This window comes from Halovenus anhuiensis, from assembly GCF_037080055.1.
Lineage (GTDB): Archaea > Halobacteriota > Halobacteria > Halobacteriales > Haloarculaceae > Halovenus.
The window spans coordinates 363,293-379,185 of record NZ_JBAOJI010000003.1; the positions used below are offsets into that span (position 1 = coordinate 363,293).

At 60.0% G+C, this 15,893-nt stretch carries 17 protein-coding genes; 6 read left to right on the top strand and 11 right to left on the bottom strand.

Annotation, left to right across the window (positions count from 1 at the left end):
• Nucleotides 1-312 precede the first annotated feature (312 nt).
• Nucleotides 313-1,137, top strand: a complete 825-nt coding sequence (locus tag V8P86_RS10700) for a bacteriorhodopsin (RefSeq protein ID WP_336327254.1) — start codon at nucleotides 313-315, stop codon at nucleotides 1,135-1,137.
• 152 nt (nucleotides 1,138-1,289) lie between these two features.
• Entirely contained in the window at nucleotides 1,290-2,051 is a 762-nt protein-coding gene (locus V8P86_RS10705) for a hypothetical protein (protein WP_336327255.1), read from the top strand.
• Between the two features lie 2 nt (nucleotides 2,052-2,053).
• Here the strand turns inward: V8P86_RS10705 and V8P86_RS10710 are convergent, their stop codons facing one another.
• Genes V8P86_RS10710 through V8P86_RS10720 form a run of 3 tightly spaced genes read right to left on the bottom strand, consistent with a single transcriptional unit; the run spans nucleotide 2,054 to nucleotide 5,153 of the window.
• A complete protein-coding gene (locus V8P86_RS10710; RefSeq protein ID WP_336327256.1) occupies nucleotides 2,054-2,803 on the bottom strand; it encodes an NAD(+)/NADH kinase in 750 nt (249 codons plus the stop codon).
• Between the two features lie 55 nt (nucleotides 2,804-2,858).
• Complete coding sequence (locus tag V8P86_RS10715; protein ID WP_336327257.1) at nucleotides 2,859-4,055, bottom strand: 3-hydroxyacyl-CoA dehydrogenase; 1,197 nt, start codon at nucleotides 4,053-4,055, stop codon at nucleotides 2,859-2,861.
• Between the two features lie 60 nt (nucleotides 4,056-4,115).
• Nucleotides 4,116-5,153 (bottom strand): DUF6612 family protein, encoded by a 1,038-nt coding sequence (locus V8P86_RS10720; RefSeq protein WP_336327258.1) that lies wholly within the window; start codon nucleotides 5,151-5,153, stop codon nucleotides 4,116-4,118.
• A 123-nt stretch (nucleotides 5,154-5,276) separates the two neighbouring features.
• On the opposite strand from V8P86_RS10720, the gene V8P86_RS10725 reads away from it, so the two are divergent.
• Complete coding sequence (locus V8P86_RS10725) at nucleotides 5,277-5,840, top strand: hypothetical protein (RefSeq protein ID WP_336327259.1); 564 nt, start codon at nucleotides 5,277-5,279, stop codon at nucleotides 5,838-5,840.
• Here the strand turns inward: V8P86_RS10725 and V8P86_RS10730 are convergent.
• Nucleotides 5,837-6,928, bottom strand: coding sequence for an NADH:flavin oxidoreductase/NADH oxidase (locus tag V8P86_RS10730; protein WP_336327260.1), 1,092 nt, complete (start codon nucleotides 6,926-6,928; stop codon nucleotides 5,837-5,839). The genes V8P86_RS10725 and V8P86_RS10730 overlap by 4 nt on opposite strands.
• 174 nt (nucleotides 6,929-7,102) lie before the next feature.
• Here V8P86_RS10730 and V8P86_RS10735 point away from each other — a divergent pair, with 174 nt between their 5' ends.
• The gene (locus V8P86_RS10735; protein WP_336327261.1) at nucleotides 7,103-7,417 is read left to right on the top strand and encodes a glutathione S-transferase N-terminal domain-containing protein; all 315 of its coding nucleotides are present in this window, start codon (nucleotides 7,103-7,105) and stop codon (nucleotides 7,415-7,417) included.
• Between the two features lie 74 nt (nucleotides 7,418-7,491).
• Nucleotides 7,492-8,487 (top strand): cation diffusion facilitator family transporter, encoded by a 996-nt coding sequence (locus V8P86_RS10740; protein ID WP_336327262.1) that lies wholly within the window; start codon nucleotides 7,492-7,494, stop codon nucleotides 8,485-8,487.
• A 7-nt stretch (nucleotides 8,488-8,494) separates the two neighbouring features.
• Here V8P86_RS10740 and mce read toward each other — a convergent pair whose 3' ends face one another.
• From mce to V8P86_RS10760, 4 genes are all read right to left on the bottom strand, one after another.
• A complete protein-coding gene (mce, locus tag V8P86_RS10745) occupies nucleotides 8,495-8,878 on the bottom strand; it encodes a methylmalonyl-CoA epimerase (RefSeq protein WP_336327263.1) in 384 nt (127 codons plus the stop codon).
• Nucleotides 8,875-10,557 carry an acyl-CoA mutase large subunit family protein gene (locus V8P86_RS10750; RefSeq protein WP_336327264.1) on the bottom strand — a complete coding sequence of 561 codons (1,683 nt, stop codon included), beginning with the start codon at nucleotides 10,555-10,557 and terminating at the stop codon, nucleotides 8,875-8,877. Before V8P86_RS10750 ends, mce begins: the two co-directional genes overlap by 4 nt.
• A gap of 134 nt (nucleotides 10,558-10,691) precedes the next feature.
• On the bottom strand, nucleotides 10,692-11,393 hold the full coding sequence (locus tag V8P86_RS10755; RefSeq protein WP_442909384.1) for a TVP38/TMEM64 family protein: 702 nt from the start codon (nucleotides 11,391-11,393) through the stop codon (nucleotides 10,692-10,694).
• A 141-nt stretch (nucleotides 11,394-11,534) separates the two neighbouring features.
• The gene (locus V8P86_RS10760; protein ID WP_336327266.1) at nucleotides 11,535-12,116 is read right to left on the bottom strand and encodes a GNAT family N-acetyltransferase; all 582 of its coding nucleotides are present in this window, start codon (nucleotides 12,114-12,116) and stop codon (nucleotides 11,535-11,537) included.
• Between the two features lie 23 nt (nucleotides 12,117-12,139).
• Between V8P86_RS10760 and V8P86_RS10765 the strand changes: the two genes are divergently transcribed.
• Nucleotides 12,140-12,835 carry an MFS transporter gene (locus tag V8P86_RS10765; protein WP_336327267.1) on the top strand — a complete coding sequence of 232 codons (696 nt, stop codon included), beginning with the start codon at nucleotides 12,140-12,142 and terminating at the stop codon, nucleotides 12,833-12,835.
• Between the two features lie 113 nt (nucleotides 12,836-12,948).
• On the opposite strand, the gene V8P86_RS10770 is transcribed toward V8P86_RS10765, so the two are convergent.
• Genes V8P86_RS10770 through V8P86_RS10780 form a run of 3 tightly spaced genes read right to left on the bottom strand, consistent with a single transcriptional unit; the run spans nucleotide 12,949 to nucleotide 15,885 of the window.
• On the bottom strand, nucleotides 12,949-14,091 hold the full coding sequence (locus V8P86_RS10770; protein ID WP_336327268.1) for an ABC transporter ATP-binding protein: 1,143 nt from the start codon (nucleotides 14,089-14,091) through the stop codon (nucleotides 12,949-12,951).
• A 2-nt stretch (nucleotides 14,092-14,093) separates the two neighbouring features.
• Complete coding sequence (locus tag V8P86_RS10775; protein WP_336327269.1) at nucleotides 14,094-15,014, bottom strand: carbohydrate ABC transporter permease; 921 nt, start codon at nucleotides 15,012-15,014, stop codon at nucleotides 14,094-14,096.
• Between the two features lies 1 nt (nucleotide 15,015).
• Nucleotides 15,016-15,885, bottom strand: coding sequence for a carbohydrate ABC transporter permease (locus V8P86_RS10780; protein ID WP_336327270.1), 870 nt, complete (start codon nucleotides 15,883-15,885; stop codon nucleotides 15,016-15,018).
• Between the last annotated feature and the right edge of the window lie 8 nt (nucleotides 15,886-15,893).

Here is a 15,893-nt window from a genome sequence, read left to right on the forward strand (position 1 = left end):
ACGACGAGTCCCGATCCTAGAAGCAGATACATTACGAACGTGATTGCACGATGGACTAACGATCAAGTATATCATACAAGTCAGGTAGTGGCCACCCTTTACACATCGGATGACACCACATCACATAACCAATTTTGGGGTAGCGGACCAGTTTAGCTGAGAAATCTGGGAATATTTATATATGTAAGTATGTACCACTCTCGATTTCGGAAGCGAGCGTCTGCTCGATGGAGAGTTCGGCCCGCATTATACCTGAAAAATCAGGAAGTGACCTTTTGATAGTTCTCACCATACACCCATACGTGGTTTGTCATGACTTGGTCAGCTAGCGCGGTAACGAGTACTGTACTGTCAACAGGAGGACTGGGTGTCGGGTACACGCCGGGGGACGAGGCGTTGTTCCTGTGGATTGGAACCGCCGGGATGTTCCTCGGAATGTTGTACTTCATCGCCAAGGGATGGGGCGTCACTGATGCTCGTCAGAAGAAGTTCTACATCGTGACGACCTTCATCGCCGGCATCGCCTTCACTAACTACCTGTCCATGGCGACAGGCTTCGGTGTGATCGATCTGGCGCCGTTTATCGAGGGTACAGAGGAGTTGCCCATCTACTGGGCTCGGTACACCGACTGGATCCTGACGACGCCACTGTTGATCTACGACCTGGCACTGCTGGCTGGGGCCGATAGAGAGACGATTTCGACGCTGGTCGGACTGGACGTGATGATGATCCTGACTGGACTGGTTGCGACGCTGACTATCGCACCTGTCGAGGCACTCGGTGGTGTCGACGGCCACCGTGTCCTCTGGTGGGGCGTCAGCACCGGCTTCTTCGTGGTCCTTCTGTTCTACCTGTTCAGCGGCCTCTCGGACAGAGCCGCACAGCTGGACAGCGAAACGAAGAGCACGTTCAACCTCCTTCGCATCCTGATCGTCGTCCTCTGGTCGGCCTACCCGGTCTGGTGGCTGATCGGCAGCGAAGGACTCGGCGCTGTCAGCCTCTACATCGAGACTGCAGGCTTCATGGTCCTGGATCTGACCGCGAAGGTCGGGTTCGGTATCATCCTGCTTCGGAGCCACAGCGTCCTCGATAGCTCGAAGACCGCGACCGGCGACGCAGCAGCGGCCGACGACTGACGATCCGAAATCCGAGTACGACACACCGGTTGGCGTTTCTTTTTTCGAAGACATCACACGACCAGGTTGCCTTGCGCCGCTGTGAGGCAGTCATAGCCTTTTCGAGGCTTGCGACCAACTGCAGTCTGTGCTGCAACACAATCGGAGGAACGATGGCCGACGGTGAGCGGACTCATATCGAACGCGCGGTCGAGGCGCTCGCAGACCGGCAGTACGAGCGGACTGGTGATGCCTACAGTCGCTCTGGATGGGTGCGTCTGGCGAATCCGCGACCGGACCTGAATCCGTTCGACGCCGACGAGAAGGGCTGGGTCGGTCGCGGACTCCGCTCGCTCGCACTCGCTGGGGTTGCGTATCGGGTGGCTGGTGAGTCAGCGCGCGCGACCCGCCGGAGCGTCGAGGGCGTCGCCGTCTCGAAAGACCTCAGAAACGCCCTGACGGAGCCAGCACAACAGGCCTGCCTGCTCGAATTTGCCGCTGACTTTCAGGTGATCGGCGGGATGGACGGCGCGGACGAGGCATACGAGCGGGCGGCGTCAGCGTATTCGGACGGCGATATCGACTCACCGCAGACCTGGGGGACCACTCCGCTGTTCGAGGCGGCGGCCGATCCGATCAAACAGCTCGCACGGAGCACGGCCAACGGCGAAATCGCGATCAAGTGGGAAGACCTGCACGGCTCGGATCCCGACCAGCCCGGCGCGTTTCTGGCTCACCGCGTTCGATTCAAACGCTCGCGGTTCCCGAGTCTGCTGGAGACGGTCTGCGAGGAGGGGTATCTTGCCGCTTCACGGGGAACGACCGAGTACAACAACGACCAGTACGAGTGTCCAGCCTGCGGAAGTCACGATGTCAACTGGACTGGCGACAGCACGCTCTGTATGCGCTGTTCCAGACAAATGGAACGCAGGTAGACTCACTCGATATCCAGCAGGTCGACCGTTCGCTCACCTGCGCGGACGGTTATCGTCTCCCCCGCATCGAGTTCGTACGGTTCGTCGTCGTCGTCGCGGGTCAATACGGCTCCCGAGGAGCGTTTCGTCGTCAGCACTTCGAGTTCGACGACTGCATCCTCCGTACAGCAGATCATCTCTGGAGTCTCCTGTGGCGTGTGGATGTTGTTGAACGCGATTCCGAATCCTTCGGGGAACGTCTGGCCGGTAATCGCCCTGAAATAGCCCGTCGAACCGAACGGCGTCGCGACGAGGACGCCATCACCGATCAGTTCGGGAAACGCCCAACTGGTCCCTCTGTCCTCGATGCGGGTCGCAAACGTCGTCGCCAGCACGGGCGATTGATGATGTAGACTGATCTCGTTGAGTGCGCGGAATCCGCCGCGGAGTTCTTCGCCCCCATTAAACGCCGTCAGCGTCTGAAAACTCGTCGAGACGACCTCGCCGTCGCCGTCTTCGAGGCTAGTCAGCTTCTCGATCAGCACCTCGACATCGAAGGCGGCCCTGAGACCTTTCGACGTGCCGGCCCGAACCGGGAGAATTGTCGGATCCGAATACATCCGTGCCGCGTACAGAATCGTCCCATCGCCGCCGATTGTGATGATCGTCGCGGACGGGTCGTACTCCTCAAGAACATCGAACCCGTCGGCTCGCAGACGGTCGCGCCAGCGTTGTTCCCGCTCGGGTTCGTTTGCAATCGGAAAGTACTGCACGTATTAAATGGCGATGACGGCCGCGCTCAAGTGTGCTTCGCTGCCACTCCCGAATTCAGTAGAAGGTGTCTCCGGTCTTGGCCTTCTCGACCAGCAGGTCACAGGGCAGCGTCTCGGCGAGTTTGTTCGTGTCTTCGTGTCGGCTCGCCACCTCGGTCAGCTTCTGGAGGATCGTGTCTGCGCCGACCTCGTCGGCTTTCTCGAGTGGCCCTTGCGGCCAGTTGCCGCCCAGTTTCGCGCCCGTGTCGATGTCTTCTGGCGTCGCCACGTCGTTTTGGACCATCTTCGCAGCCTCGTTGACGATGGGCGCCCAGACCAGCAGCGTATCGAAGCCCTGTCCGGCGTCGACCGGAATGTCCGGTTCGTTGTCGTCGCTGTAGTCGTAGTAGCCGGCGTCGGCCTTCTGGCCGTATCGGCCCTTGTCGTAGAGTTGGTGGACAATCGGACAGACCTCCGTGTCGTAGGACATTGGTCGGTCGTCTTCGAGGTGGTCCTGTTCGCCCTCAACCCGGAGTTGAATGCCTCCCGTGTAGTCTGCGAGTTCGAAGGGCCCCATCGGGAACCCTTCCTTGTACTTCATCGCCGAATCGATTTCCTTCATCGAGTGCTCGCCGCGGTAGATCATCCACGCCGGCCCTTCGCCGTAGGGTCTCATTAGTCGGTTGACGATAAAGGAGGGGATATCCATCTTGCAGCGGATTGGCGTCTTGCCGAAAGATTCGACCAGCGCCTCGGCCGTGTCGCCGACTTCCTCGGGCGCGTATTCGGTCATGATGACCTCGACGAGATCCATCAACATCGGCGGGTTGAACCAGTGAGTGCCGACGACCTGCTCCGGTCGGTCGGTGACTTCCGCCAGTCGGGTGATGTTCAGTCCGGAGGTGTTCGTCGAGAGAATCGCTTCCTCCGGCGCAACCTTGTCCAGCGTCTCGAAGATATCCTCTTTGACGCCTTGCTGTTCGACGGCCGCCTCGGTGACGAACTCAGAATCGCCGACGGCGGACTCCTGATCTGTCGTGAACGTGATCCGGTCCATCGCAGCATCTGTCTCCTCTTCGGTCGCCGCGTCGTTGTCGACGGCTTTGCCGTAGGACCACTCGATGTTATCTTCGGCCTCTTCGAGTTGGGACTCGTCGATATCTTGCAGGTACACGTCGTATCCGGCGAGTGCTGCGACCGCGCCGATTCCCCGACCCATCTGTCCAGCGCCGATGACCGTGATCGTCTCGATGTCGTCGATGTCGACTACCATACGCCCCGTTTCGCTCCGGGCCGGGTTAAAAGTGAAGACGTCTATCCGCCGGATTATCTCTCAGGCGTTCTCCCGGACTTCCTCGGGAACCTCTACTTCGACCGGTTCCCCGTAGGAGGTGATCTCTTCAGTGATCGTCATATCGAGCGTCGAGAACTGCTCGAAGTTCTCCAGTTGTAGGTCGAGACTGGTGCTGGCTGGGCGGTATAGCTCTGAGTCCACCCGATACTCTATCGTAAGACCCGTGATCGATTCGGCCGAAATATCTTCTTCATCGCTGGTCGCCGCCCAGAACTCGGTCGCTTCTCCAGACGTCTGTGGATCGATGGTGAACACGTATTCGCCGTCCGTTTGTTCGACGGTCAGGTACTGCCGAGCCACCTCGTCCGAGAATTCGGAGTCGTTCTCGAACTCGTCGCTCGGTCCCCGTTCGTACTCTACTGTCCCGTCGTCTTGATCCTCGATCTTTGCGTATCTCGTCCCGTCGACGATCCACTCTTCGGTCGTTTCCTCGTTGGTCTGCCCGAGCACTTCGGTCGTACCCTCTGTAACCGTGTACTTTGTCTCTTCTTCGTAGTTCGTCCGGATCGTTGCTGATTCCTCGATGGTGACATCGTACTCGCTCCCATCTTGGACGAATACACCGCTTCCGTTCGTTAGTTCTTCCGAGACTCTCGTTCCCTGATCGAAGTCGGCTTCCAGGAACAGGTCAGTCGGCGATTCGTACACCGTGAGTGTCTGTTGGTCGTCACCGACCGAGAGGTCGTATTCACCGGTCTCGTCGAAGGCGTGCGTCAGTGTGACTGTCTCTGTCGCATCCTGGGCGACTGTCACCGACTCGGAGGTGACTGTCTCCCCGTCGGCCTGTAGTTTCGCTTCGTGTGTTCCCTCTTCGCTTCCGGTGTTCTCGACTGTCACTTCGACAGCGACTTCCTCTCCCGTGATGCCGGCCCAACTGAACTGCACATCCTGGCTGAATTCAGCGTCTGCGGCGTCTGTCTCACCGGTGTCGTCGCCAGACCCGCCATCATCGAGCGCCGCACATCCAGATAGCGCGACCATCGCTACAAGCACAATCGCTAAATATCGTCCTCTCATCGGCGCGGAGTTGTATCAAAGGGGACATTAAACTGTTCATCTTATACCTGTCACTGATCACTCACCCCGGAGGACTGCAAGCACCGGCACAACGTATATCGATCCCACGCTGTTAGCGCTGCCATGTTCGGTCGCTGGCTCTCGCTGCTCGCCCTCGGATGCGGTGCAACGCTCGGGTTCGTCGTTTCCTACGCGGTCCCGACGCGGTACAACCGTGGTCCAGAGGCGCGATGGTGGGAACGACTCCGCCGGATCAGTTCCCGACTGTTCGGCCTCATCGACGAAGATGGCGGCCCCCGACCGATCACGGACGGCGAGTACGCCGGGAGACTGGACTGTGACCTCGGCACCGCCGAGTCGCTGCTCTACGAGGAGGGATACATCCGCAACCCGATGTCTCGACTCAAAATACGTGACAGCAAGCCCGAGGATGGGTCGTGGGTCTATCGTGAGTCCCCGCTCGCGACTCGACAGTTGCACCTCATGCTCTTCGAGAACGACGACGGAACGACCGACGTGTACGCCCACGAGGAGCTTTCGAGCGTCCATCCGCTCTGTGGCCCCGCGCATTTCCGTGGGGACGGCCAGTCCGTCCGAGCGGGCGTGAAACGCGCCCGCGAGTGGTTCTCGTTGGATGCCAGCGGAGTCACTACGACACCGCCCGAGGGTTCGTGGGACGAGAACTAGGCCCGATCGAACCGGCCGCGGCGGTACTGCGGCGGCCACTCGATTTCCTCGCCGAGTTCGTGGGCGGCCTGTAGCGGCCAGTACGGGTTGCGGAGCATCTCTCGGCCCAGTGCGACCAGATCGGCCCGTTCGTTCCGAATCAGCGCGTCGGCGTGTTCCGGTTCGGTGATCCCGCCGACAGTCGCGACGGCGATATCCGTCTTCGCTCGGATTTCGTCGGCGTAGGGCACCTGATAGCCGGGGCCAGTGCTCGGAATCTGCTGGTCCGGGTGGATCCCGCCGCCGGAGACGTCGATCAGATCTGCACCGATTTCATCCAGCAAGTCGGCGAGTTCGACAGATTGCTCGATGTCCCACGACTGGCGGTCGGGCAGCCAATCGCTGGCGGAGATGCGGACGAACACCGGCTGATCGTCGGGCCACACCGACCGAACCCGCTCGGTCACTTCTCGAACGATCCGGGTCCGGTTCTCGAAACTCCCGCCGTACTCGTCCTCGCGGTCGTTTGTCACCGGCGAGAGGAACTCGTGGAGCAGATAGCCGTGTGCGGCGTGGACCTCGGCAACCTCGAAACCAGCGTCGAGTGCGCGCTCGGCAGCCGCACCGAACTGCTCGACGACGCTGTCGATGTCGGATTTGTCCATTCGACGCGTCGGGACGGTCCCCTCCTCGTGAGGGTATGGCTTTGCGGAGGGAGCGATTACTTCCCACCCACCGTCGTCAGGGTGGATCGGGCCGCCACCCTCCCATGGGCGGGCAGTCGAGGCTTTCCGGCCGGCGTGGGCGAGTTGGATGCCCGGCATCGCACCCTGAGAACGCATGAAGTCGGTGATCGGCGCAAGCTTTTCCGCGTGGTCGTCGGACCAGATGCCGTGACAGTTGGGGGTGATCCGGCCGTCGGGTTCGACCGCAGTGGCTTCCATCATCACCATCCCCGCGCCGCCGACGGACCGGGTGCCGAGGTGGACCCGGTGCCACTCGTTGGCCAGTCCATCCTCTGCTGAGTACTGACACATCGGCGAGAGCATCACCCGGTTTCTAAACTCGGTGCCACGCAGCGAAAACGAACTAAACAGCGAATCGGTCACACGCTCACTAGTCGTTCTAGCCGATAAGGATTGTTGGTCTGGGAGTCCGTCGATCACCGGTAGCAGGCCTCATACTGGCGTTTATTCGCTGACAGGTGCGGTCTTCGTCCGTGCTGTGCAATCCGCGAACACTGCCGGTGTGGGTTTTTCTGTCCGGCTGTCGTTCGTACTGGTATGAGCGATCAGAATCCAGACCTCGTGCTGTACGAACTGCAGAGTTGTCCGTACTGTGCGAAGGTCCGCAAGGCTCTCTCGGATCTCGATTTGCAGTACGAATCGCGGTCGGTTCCGAGTGCTCGAAGTCAGCGCTCGGACGTACAGGAGGTGAGTGGTCAGTCCGGCGTGCCGGTGCTCGTCGACCGAACCAACGGCATCGAAGGGATGCCCGAGAGCGACGATATCGTCGCGTATCTCTACGCGGAGTACGGCGACGGCCAGTCGCCGCCCCCGTCGGGACTGATCGGCCGGATTCTCTCCGCCCTCTTCTGAACTTGAACGCCCCAATCTCGGGTTTCGATCGGTCTAATGACAAGGTTGAAGGTTAGATTCAATCTAAACCCTCTATGAACGAGGCGGCCAGCAGACGGCGATTCGCCCGCGCGGCGTGGGTGAACGTTCTCGGGAACACCGCCAAGATCATCGCCGAGGGCGCAGTCGGACTGCTGTTCGGCAGTGTTGCCCTGCTCGCCGACGCCGCTCACTCTGTCGCCGATCTGGTCGCCAGTTTCGTCGTCCTGCTGTGGGGCGGAAGTCGCTTCGACGCCGCCGACAGCGACCACCCCCACGGCCACGCTCGCATCGAACCGCTCACCGCACTCTTTGTCGGCGCGGTGATCGTTCTGCTCGGTGGCAATTTACTCTACGAGTCGGTGCTCGGATTGATTGAGGGCGCGCCCATCGAGTTCAGCCTGCTCATGGTCGCTGCACTGGTCTTTGCGATGGCTGATATGTACCTGGTCTACTGGTACACTGCGCGAATGAACGTCGGCCTCGATTCGACGGCACTCGACGCGCTCGCGCTGGACTGTCTCAACGACCTCTACACCTCCGTCGCCGCGCTGGTCGGCATCGTCGGCATCGCGCTGGGCTATCCGATTCTCGATTCGGTCGCCGGAGCCGTGGTCAGTCTGCTCGTGATCTATCAGGGAGTCTCTATCGCCCGAGAAAACCTGACCTACCTGTCGGGCAAGGCAGCCCCGAAAGACCGCAAGGACGACGTGCAGTCGACGCTGCTCGATCACGACGAAGTCCACGGCGTCCACGACCTGGCTGTCTTCTGGGACGGCTCTGTGCTGGAAGTCGAGGCACATGTCGAAGTCGACGGCAACCTCACACTCCGGCAGGCTCACGACCTCGAAACGGAACTAGTCACGAGTGTACAGGATCTCGAAGACGTTCGAGATGTCCACATCCACCTCGATCCCTCGGGTGTGGGCGAGTGGAAAGACACCCAGGAGTCACTCACAGAGCCAGTCATCACCGAGACGACGGCCGGCGAATTCGAGATCGGCAGCCGTCCACCGGGACCGGCACAGTCGAGAGACGACCGCGATTCCTGACGCCTGGTCAGTGTTCGACGAATTCGATCAGGACGCCGCCGGTCGATCCGGGATGGAGAAAGGCCACATCGTGGCCCCACGCACCGGCCCGGGGCTGTTCGTCGATCAGATCGATATCGAGTTCGCGAGCCGTCTCCAGACTCGCCTCGATATCATCCGTCTCGATGGCGAGGTGGTGAATCCCGGGCCCATTCCGGTCGAGATAGGACGCAATCGCGCCGTCTTCGAGCGGTTCGATCACCTCGAAATAGCAGTTCCCGAGGTCGAGGAAGTGGATCTCCATGCCGTCGAACGTCTCCTCGTGAGCGACCGAGCAATCGAACAGTGCTGTGTACCGTTCGACCATCGATTCAGCATTGTCGGTGGCGATGCCGGCGTGATCGACTCTCACATCGCCCCACCCTGTTTGTACTCGCCGAAGACGTTGCGCATCGCATCACAGATCTCGCCGGTCGTCGCGTAGGCTTTCACTGCGTCGATGATGTACGGCATGAGGTTTTCGTCGTTACGGGCGGCCTCTTCGAGGTCCGCCAGTCGCTCGTCGACGAGTCCGTCGTCACGTTCCTCACGGAGACTCTCGAGGTCGTCTTTCTGTCGCTCTTGCTGTTCTTTCGAGACCTCCTCGATATCCACTTCCTCCTCTTCGTCGACGGTAAACTCGTTGACGCCGACGATGATCCGGTCGCCGTCTTCGATCTCCTGCTGACGCTCGAAGGCGGTATCTTGGATCTGTCGCTGCACCCAGCCGTTGTCGATTGCCTTCGTCATTCCGCCGCGGTCGTCGATTTCGCCGATGATCTCGAACGCCTCGGCTTCGAGTTCGTCGGTCAGCGACTCGACGTAGTAGCTTCCCGCGAGTGGGTCGATGGTGTCTGCCGCGCCGGATTCGTGGGCGAGAATCTGCTGGGTCCGGAGTGCGGTCCGCACGGACTGCTCGGTCGGCAGCGAGAGCGCCTCGTCTTTGCCGTTGGTGTGGAGACTCTGCGTGCCGCCGAGGACGGCCGCCAGCGCCTGGTAGGCGACCCGGACGACGTTGTTCTCGACCTGCTGGGCGGTCAGCGTCGACCCAGCGGTCTGAGTGTGGAATTTCAGCTGTTTCGAAGCCGGATCTTCCGAATCGAATCGCTCGTCCATGATCCGGGCCCACATCCGGCGGGCGGCCCGGAACTTCGCCGCTTCCTCGAGGATGTTGTTGTGTGCCGCGAAGAAGAAGGAAAGTTGCGGGGCGAACTCGTCGACATCCAGTCCGGCGTCGAGCGCGGCCTGGACGTAGTCGATACCGTCGGCGAGGGTAAAGGCCAGTTCCTGGGCGGCGGTCGCACCGGCTTCGCGGATATGATAGCCCGAAATCGAGATGGTGTTGAAATTCGGCGTCTCCTCGGCACAGAACTCGAAGATATCAGTGATGATTCGCATCGACGGCTCGGGCGGGTAGATGTAGGTGTTCCGGGCGATATACTCCTTGAGAACGTCGTTTTGAATCGTCCCCCGAAGCTCCGACCGGTCGACGCCCTGCTGGTCGCCGACGGCGATGTACATGGCAAGCAGGACCGAGGCGGGTGCGTTGATCGTCATGCTGGTCGAGACTTCGTCCAGCGGGATCCCCTCGAACACACGCTCCATATCTCGGAGTGAGTCGATTGCGACGCCGGATTTGCCTACCTCCCCGGCAGCCATCGCGTCGTCGGAGTCGTAGCCCATCTGCGTCGGCAGATCGAAGGCCATCGAGAGGCCGGTCTGGCCCTCGTCGAGCAGGTAGTTGAACCGCTCGTTCGTCTCGGCGGCCGTTCCCATTCCCGCATACTGGCGCATCGTCCAGAGCCGACCCCGGTGTCCAGTCGGATAGACGCCGCGAGTGTACGGCTCTTCGCCTGGGAAGCCGAGGTCTTCGGTGTAATCGAGGTCCTCGACATCGTTTGGCGTGTAGAGTCGTTTGACCGGTCGGCCGCCCGTGTCGGTCTCGAACTCCTCTTTTCGTTCCCCGAACCGTTCGAGTGTCGGATCGAGTTCGTCGGCCTCCCACTCCGATTTGGCCGACCGGATCTCTTCGAGTTCCTCGGGATCGAACATACCTCGACTGTACAGTTCCGCGACCTTAACCCTTCATAGTAGTTGCAGTGATCCCGCAACGGCGAAAGGATAACCAGCAGAAACCACGGAACAGATAGACGAATGATTTACGCTCGGTGATCCAGAGACCAATGTTAAAACAGATCACGCGCCGAGAGTCGTTTGACGAACGTTCGGATCGCATCCTGATTGTAGTATCCGACGAGCGAGAAGAAGACGACGATCGCGATGATCGTCAGGCCCGATGCAAAATCCCCGCTCGCAAGCTGACCGCCCGCGTAGACGGTCAGGAAGTACGCCGGTAACCGTCCGATAGTGATAACCACGAGAAACGTCCGGAGTGACCACGTGGTGAGCCCGCTCAGAAAACAGATGATGTCGTCCGGAAGCCCCGGAATCAACACGAACAGAAGAAGCCCGGGGATGCCGACACGCTCGACAAAGCCATCGAACCGGGTGAGCACGTCGTCGTGGAGAACGTTTTCCGCAAACGTTCGCCCGTATCGCTTTGTGAGCAAAAAGGCGATTGTGCTCCCGATGAGTACGCCAGTGAAACTGTACACTGTCCCGGCGACTGGTCCGAACAGATATCCCGCGATGAGCGCGATGACCTGTCCGGGAATCGGGGCGATGACGACCTGTGCGGCCTGGATGATAACAAACACGATGGGCGCAAATATCCCGAACTGCCCGACCCACGTGCGGAGCAATTGGGGGTCGAATAGGAACGGTGCGTATTCTCGAATACTCAGATACAGCACACCGAAGCCGACGGCTACACACAGGAGGGCGAAAATCCCACGCCAGCGATCAGTTCGTGAAGCGAATAATCTCACACATGACACGATTCGGTAGCGTGTGATTTGTACTCTCTGCTCTGTTTAGCAACGAGCAACGCTGGGGCGTGAGACAGATGGCCTCGAACTGCTCGCGGCACCTGTTACATCGGTCCAATTATGTATCATATGGCGGATGGATCATCCGGTATCGTACTTGTAGCTCGCTTCGTCGGGGTCGATACCGAAATCCTCCGGCCCCTCCTCCGGTTCTGGTTCTTCCTCTGGCTCTGAGTGAGCGTTTTTGAACGCCTCGCGGAGGTGTCCAGGCATTCTGAACCGATCGACGTCGATACGGAGGGGGACCGCCCCGGGATCGATTCCCTCTTGTTTGTCCTCCAGGCGGCGCTGTAAGGCGTCGGGCAACTGTGCGGGTTCGACCGCGGAGAACCCGAACTGAGAGAGATACGACGTTTCGCTGGTCAGCGAATAGACCGTCTCGAATCCGTTGTCACGCGCCGTGGTCACCAGCCGTTCGACGACGTGAGCACCGACGCCCTGTTCGCGCCAGTCAGGGACCACGCCGATACTCGTGAGTTCGCAGATTTCCTCGTCGTCGGCCTTGTGGATCCGAATCCGTCCGAATCCCGCCCGTTCCCCGGTGTGTTCGTCGACGGCGATAACGTAGTCCCGGGACCGAAACGCTGTCTCATCGAGTTCCATTGCCTCGATCTGATCGAGTAGCCAGGCCTCATCACGGTTTTTCGCATCCCGGACGTACATGGTTACACCTAAGATGGGGCCGGATGAAAAGCATTTCTGGGTTCGTCGGTACGATTTGCTCACCTTCCGATCCGGGCGGTTTATTTCACCGCTTCTCAAATGGGTTCACGAATGCGATTCCGGAATCCGATCGGCTTGCTGGCTGCCCGGACGAACGTCTCCTACGGCTGGTTTGTTGTCGCCTGTTCGTTTGGCCTGTCGGCGATGGCTTTGGGACGATCTACTCCTACACCGTCTTTTTCGAGTCGCTGCGAACGGTCTTCGGCGGTTCACACGCGAGCACCTCGTTGCTCTTCGGTGTCCAGACGCTGGTCACGTTCGGAAGCGCCGGCATCTCTGGCGTCGCGATTGACCGCTATGGCGCGCGGCCCATGCTGGCCGTCGCCGCGGTCGTCCTCAGCGTCGGACTCGTCTATCTCGCCTTCTTTTGTGCGTTCGTGCCGACCTACGCAGTGTCGGTGTACTTCGTCGAATTCGCCCGCTCTCTCGGGCTCGCACGATGGATCGGAATCTGGGCCCTCAGCGGATTTGGCCTGGCCGGTATCGGCATCAAGTTTCGTACTGGTCCGCTCTCCAACCGGGCGGGAATCGCGCCGGTGATGGCCGGGTTTGCCGCCGTTATGTGTGCCGCAACGGTTGCGGTCGTCGCCCTCCCGACCGGAGTTGGCCTCCTCGCTGCTGCCATCCTGCTCGGCGTCGTCGGCGGTATCGTCCCCTAGGCCGTTGGCGTTGGGTTCGACCGATTCGGTAGCTTCGACGTACCCTTCCTACTCGCCGCCGGTTTTGGAACGATTTCCGTGCTCGCCTTTGCTGGCATTGCTCGAATCGATGGTTAATCGTCCCCCGTTTGGGCCTGCTGCTCCGCTCGTGTTGCGCCCGCTGTCTCCGCAGAGTGATAGACCGCCTCGCCTGAGTCCGGATCGAAGACGTGCAGCCGGTCGGGGTCGTACGAAAGTGTGATCTCGTCGCCGCTTTCGACCCCGAGTCGCGGCTCGGACTGAACCTTGAACTCTGTCCCGTCCGGTGTCTGACAGTAGAATAGCACCGTGTCTCCGAGCGGCTCGGTGACCGTTACCGTCGCTTTGAACGCTTCGTTGTCCGGTTCACTCTCCCGAACATACTTGATGTCCTCCGGGCGCAGTCCCAGCAGTGCCGACCCCTCGAATCCGTCGTACTCCGGCAACGGGATGCTAAACCCATCGTGCTCGGCCGTCTGGTCTGTAATGTTTACGGAGAGCATGTTCATCGCCGGATCGCCGATGAACTCGGCAACAAATCGGTTTTGCGGGAAGTCGTAGAGTTGCTGTGGCGGATCGACCTGCTGGAGCTGTCCGTCGTCAAGAACCGCGACACGGTCGCCCAGCGTCATCGCTTCGGTCTGGTCGTGAGTCACGTAGATCGTCGTCGTTCCAAGTTCGTCGTGCAGGCGAGCGAGCTCTCCGCGCATCTGCACCCGCAGCTTGGCGTCGAGATTCGACAGCGGCTCATCCATCAGAAACACGTCGGGATCGCGACAGATCGCGCGGCCGAGGGCGACCCGCTGGCGCTCTCCGCCGGAGAGTTCCTTGGGTTTCCGATCGAGTAGATCTGTAATATCGAGGATCTCGGCGGCGTTCTCGACCCGGTCGGCGATCTCCTCGTCGTCGAACTCGCTCATGCCGAAGGTGATGTTCCGTCGGGCGGACATGTGTGGGTACAGCGCGTAGTTCTGGAACACCATCGCTACGTTTCGCTCGCTGGCGCCGAGGTCCGTCACTCGCTCGTCGTCGAAGAACAATTCGCCGTCGGTAACCGTCTCTAATCCGGCGATCATCCGCAACGTCGTTGATTTTCCGCACCCCGAAGGCCCGACGATGACCAGAAACTCGCCGGGCGTCACGTCGAAGTCGACATCCTCGACTGCCCGCAGCGATGCGTACTCTTTCGTGATGCCATCTAACTGTACTGTCGTCGGTTCTGTTGTGTGTTCGCTCATACCTATTTCGTCTGGAGATTGAACGTCGTCAGCAGTTGTTTTCGGAGCAGGATCAGCAAGACGACCGGCGGGATGAGCGCGAGAACGGTCCCCGCGGTAATAATACCCCACGGCGTCTCACCGGCAGCGTTACCCATCAGTCCCTGTAAGCCGATCTGGATCACTGTGTCGCCGCCGCTGGCGTCGACCACGAGCGGCCAGAGATACTGATTCCACGCCCAGATGAACGAAATGACAAAGAGCCCGACCAGCATGTTCTTCGACATCGGGATCAGAACGTAGACGAGAAACCGGATCGGCCCGATGTCATCCAGTTTCGCTGTCTCCAAGTAGGAATCCGGAATCGACCGGAAGTGCTGGTATAGCAGGAGTAGAGCGGTCGGACTCGCCAAAAACGGAACGACGAGCGCAAACATCGTCCCTGGACCGAGCATTGGATGGATCGCGCTGAGCTCGCTCAGCATCTGGAACAGCGGCACGATCAACAACGGAATCGGCAACAGAAGTGTGAGCAAAATCCCGATCAGCAACAGCCGCTGGAATGGGAAGTCGTAGTAGACCAACGCCATCGCCGCCAGAAGCGCCAGCAGTACCTTTCCGACGGCGATGAGCGTCGCCATAATAAATGAGGTCGTCATATAGCTGATGAAGTTCCGCTCGAACAGTGCCGCGCTGTAGTTCTCGAACAGCTGGCTGCCAAATGTGAGCTGGTTGGTCTGGATCTGAGCGAGCGACTGCGTGCTCATCATGATCATCGTCACCAGCGGGAATGCAACGAGTGCCAGCACCCCGATCAGCGAGACGTGAATATACCACTCCTCGCGGAACTGCTTCCACGCGACTCGATACCGTTCGCGCCGGCTCTGACCGAACTGGTCGGTCGACCCGGACATATCGATCTCGTCGCCGGTTGTGCCAGCCATCTCAGGCACCCCCCACGTGGGAACTCTGTTCGGAGAGTACGAGCTGGCCAACCATCAGCGCGCCGACAATGACGAACAGCACGATCGACTGCGCGGCAGCCAGTCCCGTGTTTCGCTGTGCGATTCCCGTCTCGTAGAGCTCGTAGATCAACAGATGTGTCGTCTCCGGCGAGCCGCTAGTCATAATGTCGATGACAGGGTACGGCAGGAAAAACGAGTAAACGGTGTTCATGATGACGAGGAAGGCAAGCGTCGGCGCGATCAGTGGAATATAGACACGGGTGAGCATCTTGAACCCGCCCACGCCATCGAGTCTCGCGGCGTCGCCGATGTTGTCGGGGATGCCGCTGAACGCACCGAGGATGAAGATCAGATTGAATCCGAGCATCTTCCAGATCGTCGCCAGACAGATCACGAAGAAGGCGAGCGGGCCGCTCGTGAGCCAGTCGAAACTCCAGCCGGTCAGCGCGTGTAACAGCCCCGACTCCGGCTGGAGAATAAACTGGATCGCCACCGCAGCAACGGCAAACGAGAACCCGTAGGAAAGCATTCCAACGACGAGATAGGCCGTTGATCCGACCGAGACTCGGTAGATGAGAAATCCGATCAACAGTGACAGCGACAACGATCCGACCACAATCACACCGGCGAAGACAAACGACCAGAAGGCCGTCGTCCGATACCCCTCGGAGTTGAACAGGAGTCGGAAGTTATCGAGCCCGACAAACGTCTCGACGCCGCCCGGCTGCGTGACGTACATGCTCAGCCGGAACGTCTCGACTGCTGGCAGATACAGAAAGTACGCACACGCAGCTAGCGTGGGCGCGAGCAGTAGAATCGCCTGCCAGGATTTCTGGTATTTAATGGACATTGTGACGG

Excerpts from the sequence above, each read along its gene's own strand:
- V8P86_RS10700 (WP_336327254.1), top strand. The coding sequence starts at position 313 with ATGACTTGGTCAGCTAGCGCGGTAACGAGTACTGTACTGTCAACAGGA.
- V8P86_RS10705 (WP_336327255.1), top strand. The coding sequence starts at position 1,290 with ATGGCCGACGGTGAGCGGACTCATATCGAACGCGCGGTCGAGGCGCTC.
- V8P86_RS10715 (WP_336327257.1), bottom strand. The coding sequence starts at position 4,055 with ATGGTAGTCGACATCGACGACATCGAGACGATCACGGTCATCGGCGCT.
- V8P86_RS10720 (WP_336327258.1), bottom strand. The coding sequence starts at position 5,153 with ATGAGAGGACGATATTTAGCGATTGTGCTTGTAGCGATGGTCGCGCTA.
- V8P86_RS10725 (WP_336327259.1), top strand. The coding sequence starts at position 5,277 with ATGTTCGGTCGCTGGCTCTCGCTGCTCGCCCTCGGATGCGGTGCAACG.
- V8P86_RS10735 (WP_336327261.1), top strand. The coding sequence starts at position 7,103 with ATGAGCGATCAGAATCCAGACCTCGTGCTGTACGAACTGCAGAGTTGT.
- V8P86_RS10740 (WP_336327262.1), top strand. The coding sequence starts at position 7,492 with ATGAACGAGGCGGCCAGCAGACGGCGATTCGCCCGCGCGGCGTGGGTG.
- V8P86_RS10750 (WP_336327264.1), bottom strand. The coding sequence starts at position 10,557 with ATGTTCGATCCCGAGGAACTCGAAGAGATCCGGTCGGCCAAATCGGAG.
- V8P86_RS10760 (WP_336327266.1), bottom strand. The coding sequence starts at position 12,116 with ATGTACGTCCGGGATGCGAAAAACCGTGATGAGGCCTGGCTACTCGAT.
- V8P86_RS10765 (WP_336327267.1), top strand. The coding sequence starts at position 12,140 with ATGAAAAGCATTTCTGGGTTCGTCGGTACGATTTGCTCACCTTCCGAT.
- V8P86_RS10770 (WP_336327268.1), bottom strand. The coding sequence starts at position 14,091 with ATGAGCGAACACACAACAGAACCGACGACAGTACAGTTAGATGGCATC.
- V8P86_RS10775 (WP_336327269.1), bottom strand. The coding sequence starts at position 15,014 with ATGGCTGGCACAACCGGCGACGAGATCGATATGTCCGGGTCGACCGAC.
- V8P86_RS10780 (WP_336327270.1), bottom strand. The coding sequence starts at position 15,885 with ATGTCCATTAAATACCAGAAATCCTGGCAGGCGATTCTACTGCTCGCG.